The sequence below is a fragment of the Streptomyces triticagri genome (assembly GCF_003429565.1).
In the GTDB taxonomy this organism is placed as follows: Bacteria; Actinomycetota; Actinomycetes; order Streptomycetales; family Streptomycetaceae; genus Streptomyces; species Streptomyces triticagri.
This window is the reverse complement of record NZ_QUAK01000109.1, coordinates 15,854-32,451: the sequence shown is the minus strand read 5'-3', so window position 1 is coordinate 32,451 and position 16,598 is coordinate 15,854. Positions and strand designations below refer to the sequence as shown.

Genomic DNA, 16,598 nt, shown 5'->3' with positions numbered 1-16,598 from the left:
GGCGCCCCTGGCTCCGCCGTCGGACGGCGGGGTGCGCGGCGGCCACCCGGAGCAGCGTGAACCCGGCGGCGGTTGGGGCGCCTTCGGCGGCCGTCCTGCCCCGCACACGGGCTTCCCCGCGCCGAACGGCGGTGGACCGCACCCGGGCGCCCCGCGCGGCCCCCGCCCCGGCCCCACAGCTCCCGGCGGCCCTCCCTCGGGTCCCCGTCGCGAGTACGTGGCGGCGTTCGACGACTTCTACGACGACCCGTACGGCGATGACGACGTCTTCGCTGCCGGTGCTCCACGCGCGCGTGACCCCTACGGTGCCGTCACCGAGTGGGATCCGGACCTGGACGACGATGCACCGCTCGCCGAGGAGCCACCGGACGACGCCGAACCGCCCGCCAAGGGCGGCCGCGGCCGCACCTTCACCGGCATCGCCGCCGCCGCCGTGGCCACCGTGCTCGCCGTCGTGGTGGCCGGTCAGGTGGCGGCCGACCGGCAGGACAAGAGCACGCCACAGGCCGCCGACAAGGACGAGCTGCGCGAGGACCGCGACGCCGCCTCCCGGTCCGACGAGCGGCCGCCGCCCGCCGAGCCGGAACGGCCGGTGTACGCCGACCTGATGGGCAAGAAGTATCCGCTGGCCGCCGATCTCAAGGGGTCGGGGAAGTTCGCCTCCGCCGGATCATTCGCGAAGGCGCCGGGCAAGGGCCGGAAATTCCGCTACCGAGTGGACGTCGAAAAAGGACTCGGGCTCGACGGCGGACTGTTCGCCGACGCCGTCCAGAAGACCCTCAACGACAAGCGCAGTTGGGCGCACGACGGCGAGCGCACCTTCGAGCGCATCAGCAGCGGCAAGCCCGACTTCGTGATCACGCTTGCCAGCCCCGGCACCACCGCGGCCTGGTGCGCCAAGTCCGGCCTCGACACCACCGAGGACAATGTGTCCTGCGACTCGGCCGCCACCGACCGCGTGATGATCAACGCCTATCGCTGGGCCCAGGGCGCCAAGACCTATGGCGACGCCATACACCCGTACCGGCAGATGCTGATCAACCACGAGGTGGGGCACCGGCTGGGCTTCAACCACGTCAACTGCAGTCAGGACGGCGCACTCGCCCCCGTGATGCAGCAGCAGACGAAGTTCCTCTCCAAGGGCGGCATCCGCTGCAAGCGCAACGCCTGGGCGTATCCGCACAGTTGAGTTCCGGCGCGCGCGTCCCCGTGCGCCGCGGGTTCCGGCGTACGGCGCACCTTCGGTGCGCTGGCCGTCGTTTCACTGCGAGTGGCCGTATGAACGCCTAGTGCGAGGAAACGTCGTCCGTCCGGGAAAGTTACGGGCGTTCACCCCTTTTGGTGGCGCGATGGACAACCGTCCGTCGCGCCACCGGCATGTCCGCATACGTTCGTCCCGCTGCGGGCCGCCCGACGGGTGGCGGCCCCCCAAGAGGAGATCGGGGACGTACTCGTGCGCATCGGACTGCTCACGGAGAGTGGTTATCCGTATGTGACCGGTGAGGCCAGGCTCTGGTGCGACCGGCTCGTGCGCGGGCTCGAGGTGTACGAGTTCGACATCTTCGCCCTCAGCCGCAGTGCCCACCAGGAGGACCAGGGGTGGGTCGAACTGCCGCCGCAGGTCCACCGCGTGCGTACCGCCCCCCTGTGGACCGCGGAGGGCGAGCCGGGGGAGCTGAGCCGGCGCGGGCGCAAGCGTTTCCGGACCCACTTCGCGGACCTGGCGGCCGCGGTCTGCGGCGACGGTGAGCGCCAGGCGGACCGTTTCAGCAGTGCCCTGCGGGGCCTCGTCGAACTCGCCCGTGACGAGGGCCCGCTGACCGGCGCCCTGCGTTCCGAGTCCGCCGTACGCGAGCTGGAGCGCGCCTGTCGTGCGCCCGGCGCACGGCGGGCCGCCCACCACGCGCGCGTGCCCGACCTGCTGGCGGTCGCCGACCTGATCGAGCGCACCCTGCGCCCCCTCTCCCTCGACTGGTACGAGGAGGTCGAGGGCGGGCTCGGCGCGGTCGACCTCTGCCACGCGACCTCGGGCGGCTCTGCGGCGCTGCCGGGCCTGGTCGCCAAACAACTGCACGGCGTACCCCTGCTCGTGACCGAGTACGGCGTGCAGCTGAGGGCGCACTACCTCGGCGCGGACACCGAGGCGCTGAGCGCCCCGGCGCGTTCCCTGCTCGCCGCCTTCCAGGGGCGTCTGGCCGCCGAGGTGTACCGGGAGGCCGAAGTGATCACCCCCGGCAACACGCACGTCAGGCGCTGGCAGGAGAAGTGCGGCGCCGACCGGGACAAACTGCGCACGGTCTACCCGGGCATGGCGGACGAACGATTCGCCGTGGTCGGCGAGTTCGCCACGCTCGGCGAAGAGGCGGCCGCGGATGCGGGGACGCTGGTCTGGGTCGGGCGGATCGAGCCGGCCAAGGACCTCGTGGGGCTGCTGCACGCCTTCGCCGAGGTCCGCAAGGAAGCCCCCGGCACCAGGCTGCGCCTGATCGGGACGCCCGCCGAGGGCGACGAGGCCGCCGCGTATCTCGCCCAGTGCAGGGCGCTCGCGGCGCAGCTCTTCCCCGACGAGGCAGAGGGCGCGCACGCGGTGGGGGACAACCCGGTCTCGTTCGAGGAGATCGGCGGACCGGAGATCCCGGAGCTCGCGGACGCCTACGCGGCCGGCGACGTCGTCGTCATGTCCAGTGTCGTCGAGGGATTCCCGGTCGGCCTCGTCGAGGCCATGCTCTGCGGGCGGGCCACTGTGTCCACCGATGTCGGAGCCGTGGTGGAGGCGATCGGTGGCACGGGACTCGTGGTCCCGCCGCGCAATCCGCGGGCACTCGCCGACGCCTGCCTCGCTCTCCTCGGCGACCCCACGCGGCGGTGGCGACTCGGTGCGGCTGCACGCGCGCGTGCACTCGAACTCTTCACCGTGGAGCAGAACATCGCGGCATTTCACAGCATTTACCTCGAGATCGTCTCGCACTGCCCGGTGCATCGGGAGGCGTACGACGCGGACGGAGAGCCGCTCCTCTTCGCCCATCCCGCCGAGACTCATGTGCCCGGTCGGCCGACGGCTGCCGGGGCCGGCGGGCGCTGGCTCGCGGCCGCCGGCGGTGGTCGGAGCGAGGGGCCGAGCTGGGCGGACGCGGATGCCGAGGCGGCTGTGGACGGGCCGAGCGACGCACAGCAGGAACCGGCCCTGGTGATTTCGGCGGCGGTCGCGCACGGGGCGCCGGCGGACCGCGAACAGGCCTTGGCCGTGGGCTCGGGTCCGGCTCCCGGGGAGCCGGAGCGGTGAGCGCGAGCGGCAGAGGGCTCACGGGCCGGGGCGGTGTGCCCGACTGCACGGTGCCGGCCGCCGGTTCGGCCGCCGCGGGGGACGTGACGAGCAATGAGGGAACGGGAGTTGCAGTGGCGGGGGAACGCCGGTCGGCGGGAGGCTTCGAGGGTGCGGGCGGCGGCCCGCACGGCGAGGTCGACAGCGGTGCGAGCGCCGGCCGTGGTGGCTGGGACGGCCGGGCCGCGGACGTGGTCGAGGCCCTCTGCGAAGTGGCCCACGAGGTGGGCCCGTCGGCGAGGGACGCGGACCGCGGACGGGGCGACGACGACTGGCCCGTGCGGGCGCCTGCTGTGCGCTCGCACGTCTCGCGCTCACCTGACGCGAGCGGCGATGCGCCGGGGGGCGTACGAGATGTCGAGGGCGCCCCGGAGCGCGTCCCCGAGGGGGACACGGCAGCCGCCGTCGAAGCGGACGGGACGCAGCACGCGGCGGCGAGCGGTGAGCGGACGTCCGAAGAGGCGCGCGGTGACCAGGAGTCCGAAAAACGGGAACCCGCGGGCTCCGCCGCCCGGAGTGGGACCGTCGCCCCGAGACGCGGCGCAGTGGACCCGGTGAAGGCCCTGATGCATCGCCACAGTGCACTGTGCGGGCGGGCCGTGGATCCGCTCGAGATCGCCGCCGGGCTCGAGGCGCAGGGCATGACCGACCGCACGGCGGCGCGCTACCGCCACCGCGACGTGTTCTCGCTCGCCGAGGAGATGTACGCGCGCGTGCCGCGCGGCGCCGAGGCCGAGCACACCGGCACCGCCACGCCCGGCGCGGGCCCGTCCGCGCCCCCAGGCTGGCCCGCCGTGGCCCTCGTACCCGGCGCGGTCTGCGCCCTGGGCGTCGTCGCGGTGCGTCTCACGCACGGCCAGGCCCGGATCGCTGCCGTCCTCGTCGCCGCGCTCGCCCTGGCCGCCGCACTGCGCGCCGTACTGCGGTACGGCCCGCTGCGTGCGCACGGCCGAACCGCACCCGCCGCGCGCGCGTGGACCTGCTGGCTGCTCGGCTACGCGCTGCTCGGCGACGGACTCCTCACGGGCGTACAGGGCGGCGGCCCGCACGGGCCGTGGCCGCTGCACACGGCCACCGTGCTCGGACTCGCGCTCGCCGTCGCGCCGGCCGCCGGATGCGCCCGTCTCTTCGCGGTACGGGCCGCCCGCAGGCTCGCCCTGAGCCGAGGGCTCGACGAGTTCGCGGCGGCGGTCAGGCCCTTGCTCGCGGCCGTTTTCGGGCTGTTCCTGTGCCTCCTGTGCGGGCTGCTGCTCATCAGCGGCGAGCTGCTCGGCAAGGCGGACGGCCTGATCCAGGGTGCTGCGCTCGGCGGCGCCCTGCTCCTCGCGCGGCTGCTCACGGTGCACGGCTTCCCGGACAGCGCGAGCCGGGTGCTCGGCGCCGCCTGTGCGGCCGAAGCGCTCGCCCTGGCCGCCGTGTTCGCCGGGCGGCTGCCGGGCTGCGAGGCGCTCGCCAGGCCGGTGGATCTGCTGACCGAGTCGTGGGGCGCAGGTGCCGTCCCCGTACTCGCCTGCGGTGCCGCGGCGGTGGTTCTGTTCGCGCATGCCCTGCGCAGACTCGCGCGCGCCTCCGCGCACGCCGGCGCGGAGGCCATCCGGTGACCCCCCGCCCGAGCGCCGCTCCCGGCCCGCCACGCACGCACGCCGCCGGCCACTCGCACACCACACGCGCGCGTGGTGCGGCCCGCTGCGCCGCTGCCCGCGTGCGCACCACACGTCCGTACGGCATGCCGGCGCGTGGTGCGGTCCCGCTGACCGCAGGACTTCGGGCCTCGCGACGCCCGCACGGCACTCACCTCACGCCGCGCGGGCCGCGCCTCGCGCGGGTGTGTTGCGCCGGCGCACACGGCATGAGCCCTTACGGCACGCCGTTCCGTAGCCGAACCCGTACGGCACGCGCGCGTGGGCACACTTCGCGCGCACGGGCCCGCATGGCGCCCGTGTGCGCGGCGCATGCCCACGGTCCGAACGCCGGCCCCTGGCAACGTGGTTGGCCTTTGCCCGCGCCGCGCGCGTGGTGCCGGTCCGTGGGGCGTGCGCGCGCGTGCGCGGCGCGTGCCCGCGACCCGAACCTCCGCTCGGCGCACCGCGCTTGGCGGGTGCCCGTACCGCGCACGCGGGCGTGGCCCGGTGCTCCGCGCGGCGGCCGCCCCGAAACCCCCACGCCCAAGGCCGGTCCGCGACCGGCCGCCCTCCCGCGGGGCCGACACCGCGGGCGTCGAACGACCCACGGAACATCCGGCACAGCCGGAACACCCCGAAACGGAGAAAGCACATGACCGTCTCCACCGCCGCGCACTCGCCGCGCGCGTCCGATCGCGGAGCCGCCCGATGAGGGTGCTGCTGCTCGGAGCCAACGGATACCTCGGCCGGTTCGTCGCGGACCGGCTCCTCGCCGACCCGGCCGTCCAGCTCACCGCGCTCGGCCGGGGCGACGATGCGGACGTACGGTTCGACCTCGCGGGCGGCAGCCCAGGGGCCCTGACCCGCTTCCTGGACGCGGTGCACCCCGGCGTCGTCATCAACTGCGCGGGCACCACCCGCGGCGGCGCCCGGGAGCTGACCCGGCACAACACCGTCGCCGTCGCCACCGTCTGCGAGGCACTGCGGCGCAGCGGCTGCGGCGCACGCCTGGTCCAGCTCGGCTGCAGCGCCGAGTACGGGCCGAGCCAGCCAGGCTCGTCCACCGCCGAGGACGCCGTGCCGCGGCCCGGCGGACCGTACGGCGTGAGCAAGCTGGCCGCGACCGAGCTGGTCCTCGGCTCCGGCCTCGACGCGGTCGTCCTGCGGGTCTTCTCGCCCGCAGGACCCGGCACGCCCGCCGGCTCACCGCTCGGCAGGCTCGCGGAGGCCATGCGCCGGGCCATGCAGTCCGGCGACGGCGAACTGAAGCTCAGCGGCCTCGGTGTGCAGCGCGACTTCGTCGACGTGCGCGACGTCGCCCGCGCAGTCCACGCGGCCTCCCTGTCCGCGGCTCAGGGCGTCGTCAACATCGGTGCCGGCCGCGCCGTGCGCCTCCGAGACGCGGCAGCCGTCCTCGCGCGCGTGGCCGGCTACGGCGGCGCTCTGCACGAGCTGGACAGCGGTCCCGTACGCCCGTCGATCGGGCACCCGCGCGCGGACGGCGACATCGCGGGCCCTGCCGTCCACCCCTATCCGGACGGCTGCGGCGGCTGGCAGCAGGCCGATGTGCGCACCGCGCGCGACCGGCTCGGCTGGCGCCCCCGGATCAACCTCGAAGAGTCACTCGCCGACATCTGGATGGAGGCGGCATGCCGCATCTGATCTCCACCGGCCCGCAGCACCTCGCCGCAGCGGCCGACCGGCTCGGCTTCGGCATCCCCGGTTTCGCCCACCCGCTGGTGGCCCCCGCCGAATGGGCCGAACTGACCCGCCCGCAGACCCCGTTGCACTGGACCGTCCTCAACGTGGCGAACGGGCCGGGCAGCCGCCCCGACCCGCACTGCCTGGCCGCCGCGGGCCGGCTGCGCAACGGCGGCGGACGAGTGCTCGGCAGCATCGACATGGCCCATGGGACGCGCTCCTTCGGCGAGTTGGTCTCCGACGCGCACCGCTACCTGGACTGGTACAAGGCCGACGGCTTCTATATGGACCGCTGTCCCACGGAGCGGACAGCCCTGCCTGAGGTGCGGCGGATCACCACGACCCTGCGCGCCCTGCGCGACGGGGCACACCTCGTGCTCGGTCACGGCAGCCACCCGTACCAGGGGTACATCGAGGCGGCCGATCAGCTGGTCACGTTCGCCGGCCCTTGGAGCGCCTATCGCTGGTCACAGGCCGCCGAGTGGACCGGTGACCATCCCGCCGAGCGCTTCTGCCACTTCGTGCACAGTGTGCCCCGCGGGCACCTCGACGAGGCACTGCGCATCGCCCGCTGGCAGGGCGCCTCGACGATCTACTTCACCGACCGCACGGACCGCGGCGGCCAGGTCGACCCCTGGGAGGCCATGCCCGGCTACTGGGACGAAATCGTCTCGCGTATCGGACCGGGTGTCTCGGAATGAAGGAGGGTGTGGCAGCGTTACGGATAGACGCCCCTAGGGGCTGTCCCCGTTCCACTACCGACCAACGGAGTCCCCGTGTCGCTGCCACCCCTGGTCGAGCCGGCCTCTGAGCTCACCGTAGACGAGGTCCGCAGGTACTCCCGCCACCTGATCATCCCCGATGTGGGCATGGACGGGCAGAAGCGGCTGAAGAACGCCCGAGTGCTCTGTGTGGGCGCCGGCGGCCTCGGATCGCCGGCCCTGATGTACATGGCCGCGGCCGGCGTAGGCACCCTCGGCATCGTGGAGTTCGACGAGGTCGACGAGTCGAATCTGCAGCGCCAGATCATCCACAGCCAGTCGGACATCGGCCGCTCCAAGGCGGAGTCCGCCAAGGACACCGTCAAGGGCATCAACCCGTATGTGAATGTCGTCCTGCACGAAGAGCGGCTCGAGGCCGACAACGTGATGGACATCTTCAGCCAGTACGACCTGATCGTCGACGGCACGGACAACTTCGCCACGCGCTACCTGGTCAACGACGCGTGCGTGCTGCTCAACAAGCCGTACGTCTGGGGCTCGATCTACCGCTTCGACGGACAGGCGTCCGTCTTCTGGAGCGAGCACGGCCCCTGCTACCGCTGCCTGTACCCGGAGCCCCCGCCGCCCGGCATGGTGCCCTCGTGCGCCGAGGGCGGCGTCCTCGGCGTGCTCTGCGCCTCCGTCGGCTCGATCCAGGTCAACGAGGCGATCAAGCTCCTCGCCGGCATCGGCGACCCGCTGGTCGGCCGCCTGATGATCTACGACGCCCTGGAGATGCAGTACCGCCAGGTCAAGGTCCGCAAGGACCCCGACTGCGCGGTCTGCGGCGAGAACCCCACCGTCACCGAACTGATCGACTACGAGGCCTTCTGCGGTGTCGTGTCCGACGAGGCCCAGGAGGCCGCGGCCGGCTCGACGATCACCCCGAAGCAGCTCAAGGAGTGGATCGACGACGGCGAGGCGATCGACATCATCGACGTCCGCGAGGTCAACGAGTACGAGATCGTCTCGATCCCCGGCGCCCGCCTGATCCCCAAGAACGAGTTCCTCATGGGCACCGCCCTGCAGGACCTCCCGCAGGACAAGAAGATCGTCCTGCACTGCAAGACGGGTGTCCGCAGTGCGGAAGTACTCGCGGTCCTGAAGTCCGCGGGCTTCTCCGACGCGGTGCACGTCGGTGGCGGCGTCATCGGCTGGGTCAACCAGATCGAGCCCGACAAGCCGGTCTACTGAGATCGCGTCCCAGGGGCCGCAAAAACGCAGTCCTAGGGACACCGGAAAACTGAACGAAGGGGCCGGTCCGCGCAGCACGCGCGCGGGCCGGCCCCTTCGCTTTCGCCGGAACGGCGGCTAGAGGAGGTGCGTCAGGAGCAGACCTTGCCGTCGTCGGGGACCTCGCCCTTCAGCAGATAGCCGTTCACGGCGGAGTCCACGCAGGTGCTTCCGCTCGCGTACGCCCCGTGGCCCTCGCCCTCGTACGTCAGATGCACGCCGACGTCCTCGCCCAGCTCCTCCGCCATCCGCTCGGACCCCTCGAACGGCGTCGCCGGATCCCCTGTCGTGCCCACGACCAGGATCGGATCGGCACCGTCCGCCCGGACCTGCATCGTCTTCCGCTCGCCGTCGACCGGCCACTGATGGCACCAGCCCGCCGTGTCCCAGCCGAGGAACGTGCCGAAGACGGGGGAGAGCTTCTCGAAGGCCGGGAGCAGCCTGCGCGCCTCGGCAGGCGTCGGTCGCTGTGCCGCGTCCGCGCAGGAGATCGCGCGCTGGGAGTGGCTCTGGGTGCCGTAACGCCCGGCCGCATCACGGTCGTTGTACTGGTCTGCCAGGGCGAGCAGCTCGCCGCCGTCGCCTTCCTGCGCCGACTTCAGGGCGCTGCGCAGTGCAGGCCAGCTCTCTTTGCTGTACAGCGCCTGGATGATGCCCGTCTCGGCCAGCGACTCGTTCAGTTCGCGGTCTCCGGTCGCCGGCAGCGGCTTGTCGTCGATCCGCTTCAGCAGTGTCGCTATCTCGGCGCTGCCTGCGGCGGGCTTCTGTCCGTCCGCCTTCAGGAAGTTGTCCAGGGCGCGCTGGAAGCCGCGGGTCTGGTTCCTGGCGTGCCCGATCGCATCGGCCGTCGGATCGACCACCGCGTCGAGCACCATCCGGCCCACGTTCTGCGGGAACAAGTGGGCGTAGGTGCCGCCGAGTTCGGTGCCGTAGGAGAAGCCCAGGTAGTGCAGCTTGTCGTCGCCGAGCACATGGCGCATCAGGTCCATGTCGCGGGCCGCGGCACTGGTCGCGATGTGCGGCAGCACCTTGCCCGACCGCTCGGCGCAGCCCTCGCCGAATCCGGCCGCGTCCGCGAAGTACGCCTTCTCCTCGGCCGCGTCGTCCGGCGTGAGGTCGACCGTGCCGTGTGCCTTCTCGAGCTCGGCGTCGTCGCGGCAGCGCACGCCCTGGCTGGCTGCCACCCCGCGCGGGTCGAAGCTCACCAGGTCGTAGGACTCGCCCAGGGTGGCGAACGCCGGCGCGGACTGCGGCAGCGCGGAGACTCCCGAGCCGCCGGGGCCGCCGAAGTTGAACAGCAGCGAACCGGTCCGGTCGCCGGAGTCCCCGGTGGACTTCTTCCGGACCAGGGCGATGCCGACCGTCTCGCCGGACGGCTTGTCGTAGTTCAGGGGCGCCTTCATGGTGGCGCACTGCCAGTCGGCACCGGGAGCGGCGGTGTCGTCGTCGGGAGCCTTGCAGGCCGACCAGTCGAGCTGCTGCCCGGTGAGGGACGCCGGGAGACTCGAACCGTCCGGCGCGGTCGGCTTCGTCGTCCCGCTCGATGCGCCCTTGCCGTCATCGGAGTTCGTACCGCCGCTGTCGCAGCCGACGGCGAGCGAGGCGACCAGGGCGAGGGCCGCGGCGAGCGCGGCCGGACGGCGGCGGTCGGGGCGGCGGAATGAACCAGGACTTGGACGTGCCATCGGTGACTTTCCCCCTCGGAGGCGGCCGCGGCCTCCCGGAAGGCGCCCGACTCCCGCCCGCTCGAACGTCGTGCGGACATCCTAGGGGGCGTTCGAACGGACCGATCAGGCACGTGGTCCGCCCTGGTCCGCTGATGGGCGCTGTGCGGAATTCTCCGTTGCTGCGGCCGTCGGGGTAGGCGAAGCTCGGTTCGGATCGACGCCCATATGGACCCCGAAAAACGACCTCCATATGGGCCCCGAAACACGAACCCCGACGACAGGAGCCGCACAGATGACGCCCCGGACGGTCGAGGAGTACCCGGTGTCCGACCGGGACGGCGGCCCGTACGCCCTCACCAACGGCCCTGACGGAGCCCTGTGGTTCACCTTGGTGCACGGTGACGCCATCGGACGGCTGTCCCCTGGTGGCAGGCCGACCCTCCATCCGGTGCCCCCGGGGAGTGCCCCGACGGTCATCTGCGAAGGCCCGGACCAGGCCCTGTGGTTCACGCAGTACCGCTCGCATCGGATCGGACGGATCACGACGGCGGGCGAGGTGACGGAGTTCGCGCCGCCGACCGAAGGCTGCGGCCCCTTCGGGATCGCTCAAGGGCCGGACGGCGCCCTGTGGTTCACCGAGACCGCCGTGGACCGCATCGGGCGCCTGGCCACCGACGGGACGCTCACGGAACACCCCCTGGGGACCACCGGCGCGTTTCCCTCCGCCATCGCCGCCGGCGCCGACGCGCTGTGGTTCACCGTGAACCAGGCCGACGCCATCGGCCGCATCGACCTGGACGGCCGTATCACCGTCCACGACCTGCCCACTGCGGGTGCCGCGCCCGTGGGCGTGGCCGTGGGGCCGGACGGCAGCGTCTGGTGGACCGAGAGCGGCGCCGGACAGATCGGCCGCCTGAGCCCCGACGGACGCACCACCGAGTACCCGCTGCCCGACCGCGCGGCACGGCCGCACGCGATCACCACGGACGCCACAGGGGCGGCATGGTTCACCGAATGGGCCGGCAACCGCGTCGGCAGGATCACCGCCGACGGCGCCACCGCCTTCCACCGACTGCCCACCGAGAACAGCGAACCGCACGGCATCACGACGGGCCCGGACGGCGCCGTGTGGACGGCCCTGGAGATCGGCGCACTCGCCCGCGTCGCCGGACCTCAGGAGCAGACCCTGCCCGCCTCCGGCACCTTCCCGTCCAGCAGGTAGCCGTCCACCGCACCGCGCACGCACTTGTCGCCGCTGTCGTACGCGCCGTGGCCCTCGCCCTTGTAGGTAAGTTCCACGCCGACGCCCTTGCCGAGCGATTCGGCCATCTTCCGCGCGCCCTCGTACGGGGTCGCCGGGTCACCGGTGTTGCCGATCACCAGGATCGGGTCCGCGTCCGGGGCGCTGACGTCCGGGTGGTCGGCGGCGCCGTCGACGGGCCAGCCGGTGCAGCCCACCATGCCCCACGCCAGGTAGTCGCCGAACAGCGGTGACGCCTTGCGGAACTGGGGCAGCTTCGCCTTCACGTCGTCCACCGAGTAACGCGGCTTGTCGTCCGCGCAGTTGATGGACACATTGGCGGCCTGGATGTTGCTGTACGTGCCGTCCGGGTTGCGGCCGTTCATCGAGTCGGACAGCGCCATCAGGATCCGGCCGTCGCCCCCGTAGGCGGCCTCCAGGCCCTCGGTGAGGTACTGCCAGAAGTCCTTCGAGTACAGCGACTGGGCGATGCCGCCGGTCGCCGCGGTCTGGGTCAGTTCGCGGGCCCCGATGCCCGGCAGCGGATCGGAGTCCAGCTTCTCGAGCAGTGCTGCGATGCGGTCGCGGACCTCGTCGGGCGTGTCACCCACGGGGCAGTCCTCGGTCTTGGAGGTGCAGTCCTCTGCGAAGTTGTCCAGCGCGCGCTGGAAGCCCTTCGCCTGTCCCAGGGAGCCCTGCTCGGCGTCCTGCGTCGGGTCGACGACGGCGTCGAACACGGCCCGGCCCACCTTCTCGGGGAACAAGTGGGCGTACACGCCGCCCAGTTCCGTCCCGTACGAGATGCCGAAGTAGTGCAGCTTGTCGTCGCCGAGCACCTGCCGCATCAGCTCCATGTCACGGGCGGCGTCCGTGGTGCGCACATGCGGGAGCATCTTGCCGGACTTGTCCTCACAGCCGTCGTTGAACGACTCGACGCTCTCCATCATCGCCTTCTCCTCCGCCGCGTCGTCGGGCGTGGAGTCCTCCTGGAAGTACGCGTCGAGCTGATGGTCGCTCTTGCAGGTGACCGGGGCGCTGCGGCCCACCCCGCGCGGATCGAAGCTCACCAGGTCGTACCGGGTGCGCAGCTTCTCGTACTCCTCGCCGAACGCCGGCAGCGTGGTCACGCCCGAGCCGCCCGGACCACCGAAGTTGAAGATCAGCGAGCCGATCCGCTTGTCCTTGTCGGCCGCCTCGGCGCGGATCAGCTGCAGGTCGATCGTCTCGCCCTCGGCCTTGTCCCAGTCCAACGGTGTCTTCATCGTGGCGCACTGCCACTTGGTGCCGCCGGGCAGCGGAGAGGGCGACTCCCCGCTTCCCTGCGCCTCCGACGGCGCCGGGCAGTCCTTCCACGCCAGGTTCTGGGAGGGAAGGTCCTCCGTGCTGCGTTCGTCGTCCCCGTTGCCGCATCCGGCGAGTACGGACGCACACAGGGCGGTCAGCGCGGCGGCACAGCGGACGCGGGCGCGATTCGAACGAGGCATCGACGACATACCCCCATCCTCCGCCGCCCCTCATCGGCTCGCGCGGGCCGGGGTCCGTACAGGTGACCGGAGCGCCCTCCACGCGCGCGTGGAGGGCTGTTCGCGGTCAACTCCCGCGCGGCTCCCATACGCGTCCGTGGAAGCGGGCGGTCACAGCCAGCCCTTGCGCGTCAGATGGTTGAAGAAGAGCCACCCCGGAAGCACCGGCAGCCACAGCGTCAGGAGACGGAACAGCAGCACCGCGGGAGCTGCCACCTCCTTGGGCAGCCCCAGAGCGACCAGACCGAACGTCAGCGTCGCCTCGACCGCGCCCACACCGCCGGGCGTCGGCGCAGCAGAACCGAGCGCGTTGCCCGCCAGGAACACCACGGCGACGCTCACCAGGGGCACCGACACGTCATCGGCGGCGAACGCCCGGATCGACGCGTACAGGCACATCACGAACACGCTCGTGAGCAGCAGCATGCCGCCGATGCCCGTGAGCAGCTTCTGCGGCCGCTGCAGCACGTCCAGCATCCGGGGCACCACACCGGCGAAAAGCGACCGCACGCGCGTGACGAGGAACTTCCGCAGGAACGGGACGGCGGTCACCACCAGCACCAGTACGGCCACCGTCAACAGACCGGCGATGACCGTACGGGACGGCGTCAGGGACGGCGTCTTCTGCGTCCCCGTCAGATAGCCGAACGTCAGCAGCAGAACGATGTGCGACCCGAGACCGAACAGCTGCGAGGCACCCACACTGGCCACCGCGAGCCCGGAGCGGACCCCGGAGCGCTGCAGAAACCGAGTGTTCAGTGCCACGCCGCCGACCGCCGCAGGGGCCACGATCTTCACGAACGAACCGGCCACCTGTGCGGCGACCGTCCTGAGGAACGGCACCCGCTCCGGCACGAAGCCCAGCAGACTCATCGACGCGGCGAAATAGCTCAGCGCCGAGAACAGCACGGCCGCGGCCACCCAGCCCCACTGCGCCTCCGCGAAGAGCTTCCCGAAGTCGATGTTGGTGAGCTGGGTCAGCAGGAAGTACGCGCCGAAGGCGCCGGCGATGAAACTGATCAGGGTGCGCGGCTTGATGCGCTCCAACTGGGTGGGCTCCACCGGCGCCTGTGGCCTGATCCGCAGCACCTGGTGCCGGATCTGGGTGAGCAGATCCTCCTCGCGGGCTCCCTCGAGCGCGTCTTCGACCGCCCGCTTCTCGGCCTGCTTCTGCGCCCGTGCCGCCTTCCGGTCGACCTCCTGGCCCTCCGCGTCGCCGCGGGCCGCCTTGTCCCGTCGAGAGGCCTCCAGGACCGCCTCACGCTCGCGCTGGGCCCGCTCACGGCCGAGCCGGCGCAGCGTCGCACGCGTGGACCGGGAAAGCGCGATCGGCTGCAGCAGCGGCAGACAGTCGGCGATCGCGTCCGGACCGAGCACCTCCACCGCCGCCGACACGGCGCGTCCCGCACCGGTCCGCAGACCGAAGGTCGTGAGCAGCTGGGCGATGTCCATCCGCAGGACCAGATCACCGGCCGCGATCTCGCCGCCCCGCAGATCCGTGATGAAAACCTTGCCGGAACGATCCACCAGTAGCGCGTCACCGGCCAGGCGCCGGTGCGCGATACGCCGCGACTGCAGAGCCTCGACCTGCAGCCAGGTGTCCCGCATCAGCTCGTCGGTGACCGCCTCGTCGGGCAGCGAGTCCAGCGAACGGCCACCGATGTGCTCGTAGACCAGCATCACGGCGTCCGGACCGAGCTCGGACGTCGCGATCAGCTTCGGGGCGTTGGCGCCCGCGGCGATCGCCGCGTAGCTCAGCAGCGCCTCCTGCTCCAGCGCCTGGCGCAGCGACTGCAGGCTGCGCCGCGTGGTGATGCTGCGCAGCGTCAGCCGGCGCCACACCCGGTAGAAGAACCCCTGGGCCTGTTGCTCGCGGTCGACGACGGTGACATCGAGCGGCGGGCCGTCCTGCAGGGTGACGTGGTAGCGGCGGCCCCGGTCGGCGGCCTCGGCGGAGTCCGGCAGCTCCTCCGCGCGCTGGGCACCGATCGGTCGGAAACCGACGTGCCGAAGGCCGGCGAGCAACGTCTGGCCCGTGGGACGCACATTCGGGGAACCCACCGTGTACAGCGTCCCGTAGGCCACCGACCAGCCGATGAGAATGGTGAGGACGATCGAGAACGGGGTCGTGTAGCCAGCCATCATCGTGGACAGCGCATCGAGCAGCAGAACCGCCCACAGGACGACCCGCCAGCGCGGTCTGCGGGACATCCCGACGGCCGTCATATAGGCGATGACAGGGGCCAGATACCCGTGCACGGGGTCGGTGAGCGACCCGATGTCGGTGGGCGACGGCCGGGTCAGCGCGTCCTGGATCGCTTCCGGTGCCCCTCTGGCGACCCACAGGTCGGTGGCCAGGGTCACCCCGTGCGCCAGTACGGCCGCCAGGACACCGTCCGCGATCCTCAGGCCGTCACGTTTGATCAGCCGCTCGATGGCGAAGGCCACCGGTACGAGCAGCACCGCGATGCTCGACGCCAGACCCGCGAACTTGATCAGCAGATCCGGTGCCTGACCGGTGCCCTTGTTGATGTCCTGCTCGAGCCCAGACGTCGTCCCGTGCGCGAAGCCCGCGACGGCGAGCAGCAGGCCGATCGCGAGGATGCCGACGAGTAGCCGCATCAGGTCCGGGGGACGGTGCACACGGGCGGGAAGCAGCGGCTCGTCGCCCTCCACCGGATCTGCCGAGGCGGCCCCGTGACCGTCCGCCGCTGTGTCCACAGCGCCGTCGTCATCAGAGTGCCCGGCCGCCTTGTCCGGTGCGTGCGGGCGCGACAGGGCGTCAGAGGTGCGCTCGTCCTTGGGGGGCTGCACTCCCTGTTCCTCTGTCTCTTCTTGATCTCGTATCACCTGTCACCGCCCGCACGATGGTGGCACGAGCACCCCACAAGAGGGGGCATCAGGGTGCAATCAGCTGATGTGACGCGTCTCGCTCCTGCCCCTTCACGCGCGCGTGGAGAGGCAGCAGCCGAGGGGTCACACTGTCGGTGCGGTGCGGCAGGATGGGGCGGATGAGCGAGCACAGAACGCCGGATCCGGCCGCCCTGCCCGAGTACGCCGAGCGCGTACTCGAGGTCGCCGAGCTGATCCCCGCAGGCCGGGTCATGACCTACGGCGACGTCGCGGAGTGGCTCGCCTCCGAGACCGAACCGCAGGACGGGCGGGGCGTCGGCGGGCCGCGCCAGGTCGGCCGGGCGATGGCCCTCTACGGCGGCGCCGTGCCCTGGTGGCGGGTCGTCCGCTCGGACGGTGTGCTGCTGCCCGGCAGCGAGCGCAGTGCCCTGGAGCATTACCGCACGGAGGGCACCGCACTGCGCACCACGGGCGCCGGTGAGTACCGCCTCGACATGAGGCGGGCACGATGGGACGGGACACCCGGCGGGCGCGCGGAGGCTCACACATGACAGCTTCCGCCATCGCACGCCCCCATGGGTGACCGGTGGCCCATACAGGCGACACCGCCCACGGCCCCGGGCCGTAGCAGAGCTCCTGTCAAGGGCAGGCGCGCTCGCGGCCACCGATGCGCGGG

11 protein-coding genes are annotated in these 16,598 nt (G+C 72.1%); 8 read left to right on the top strand and 3 right to left on the bottom strand.

Annotated elements, in window-relative coordinates:
- The 6 genes from DY218_RS20085 to moeZ form a co-directional block, all read left to right on the top strand.
- On the top strand, window positions 1–1,189 hold a 1,189-nt coding region (locus DY218_RS20085), incomplete at its 5' end, for a DUF3152 domain-containing protein (RefSeq protein ID WP_233521727.1).
- Between the two features lie 264 nt (window positions 1,190–1,453).
- Window positions 1,454–3,283 (top strand): DUF3492 domain-containing protein, encoded by a 1,830-nt coding sequence (locus DY218_RS20080; RefSeq protein ID WP_128557480.1) that lies wholly within the window; start codon window positions 1,454–1,456, stop codon window positions 3,281–3,283.
- Between the two features lie 113 nt (window positions 3,284–3,396).
- Window positions 3,397–4,923 carry a hypothetical protein gene (locus DY218_RS20075; RefSeq protein WP_233521726.1) on the top strand — a complete coding sequence of 509 codons (1,527 nt, stop codon included), beginning with the start codon at window positions 3,397–3,399 and terminating at the stop codon, window positions 4,921–4,923.
- 729 nt (window positions 4,924–5,652) lie between these two features.
- Window positions 5,653–6,606, top strand: coding sequence for an NAD-dependent epimerase/dehydratase family protein (locus DY218_RS20065; protein ID WP_128557476.1), 954 nt, complete (start codon window positions 5,653–5,655; stop codon window positions 6,604–6,606).
- A complete protein-coding gene (locus DY218_RS20060) occupies window positions 6,594–7,346 on the top strand; it encodes a spherulation-specific family 4 protein (RefSeq protein ID WP_128557475.1) in 753 nt (250 codons plus the stop codon). The genes DY218_RS20065 and DY218_RS20060 overlap by 13 nt, the downstream gene beginning before the upstream one ends.
- 75 nt (window positions 7,347–7,421) lie before the next feature.
- Window positions 7,422–8,600, top strand: coding sequence for an adenylyltransferase/sulfurtransferase MoeZ (gene moeZ, locus DY218_RS20055; RefSeq protein WP_128557474.1), 1,179 nt, complete (start codon window positions 7,422–7,424; stop codon window positions 8,598–8,600).
- Between the two features lie 131 nt (window positions 8,601–8,731).
- Here the strand turns inward: moeZ and DY218_RS20050 are convergent, their stop codons facing one another.
- The gene (locus tag DY218_RS20050) at window positions 8,732–10,324 is read right to left on the bottom strand and encodes an alpha/beta hydrolase (protein WP_128557473.1); all 1,593 of its coding nucleotides are present in this window, start codon (window positions 10,322–10,324) and stop codon (window positions 8,732–8,734) included.
- A 274-nt stretch (window positions 10,325–10,598) separates the two neighbouring features.
- On the opposite strand from DY218_RS20050, the gene DY218_RS20045 reads away from it, so the two are divergent.
- Window positions 10,599–11,528, top strand: a complete 930-nt coding sequence (locus DY218_RS20045; protein WP_128557472.1) for a Vgb family protein — start codon at window positions 10,599–10,601, stop codon at window positions 11,526–11,528.
- On the opposite strand, the gene DY218_RS20040 is transcribed toward DY218_RS20045, so the two are convergent.
- Window positions 11,480–13,030, bottom strand: coding sequence for an alpha/beta hydrolase (locus DY218_RS20040; protein WP_128557478.1), 1,551 nt, complete (start codon window positions 13,028–13,030; stop codon window positions 11,480–11,482). The genes DY218_RS20045 and DY218_RS20040 overlap by 49 nt on opposite strands.
- A 150-nt stretch (window positions 13,031–13,180) precedes the next feature.
- Entirely contained in the window at window positions 13,181–15,919 is a 2,739-nt protein-coding gene (locus tag DY218_RS20035) for a lysylphosphatidylglycerol synthase domain-containing protein (RefSeq protein ID WP_128557471.1), read from the bottom strand.
- Between the two features lie 161 nt (window positions 15,920–16,080).
- Between DY218_RS20035 and DY218_RS20030 the strand changes: the two genes are divergently transcribed.
- On the top strand, window positions 16,081–16,473 hold the full coding sequence (locus DY218_RS20030; protein ID WP_325052008.1) for an MGMT family protein: 393 nt from the start codon (window positions 16,081–16,083) through the stop codon (window positions 16,471–16,473).
- Window positions 16,474–16,598 lie beyond the last annotated feature (125 nt).

Coding starts and splice junctions, on each gene's coding strand:
- DY218_RS20045 (WP_128557472.1), top strand. CDS start 10,599: ATGACGCCCCGGACGGTCGAGGAGTACCCGGTGTCCGACCGGGACGGC.
- DY218_RS20060 (WP_128557475.1), top strand. CDS start 6,594: ATGCCGCATCTGATCTCCACCGGCCCGCAGCACCTCGCCGCAGCGGCC.
- DY218_RS20050 (WP_128557473.1), bottom strand. CDS start 10,324: ATGGCACGTCCAAGTCCTGGTTCATTCCGCCGCCCCGACCGCCGCCGT.
- DY218_RS20065 (WP_128557476.1), top strand. CDS start 5,653: ATGAGGGTGCTGCTGCTCGGAGCCAACGGATACCTCGGCCGGTTCGTC.
- DY218_RS20030 (WP_325052008.1), top strand. CDS start 16,081: ATGAGCGAGCACAGAACGCCGGATCCGGCCGCCCTGCCCGAGTACGCC.
- DY218_RS20040 (WP_128557478.1), bottom strand. CDS start 13,030: ATGCCTCGTTCGAATCGCGCCCGCGTCCGCTGTGCCGCCGCGCTGACC.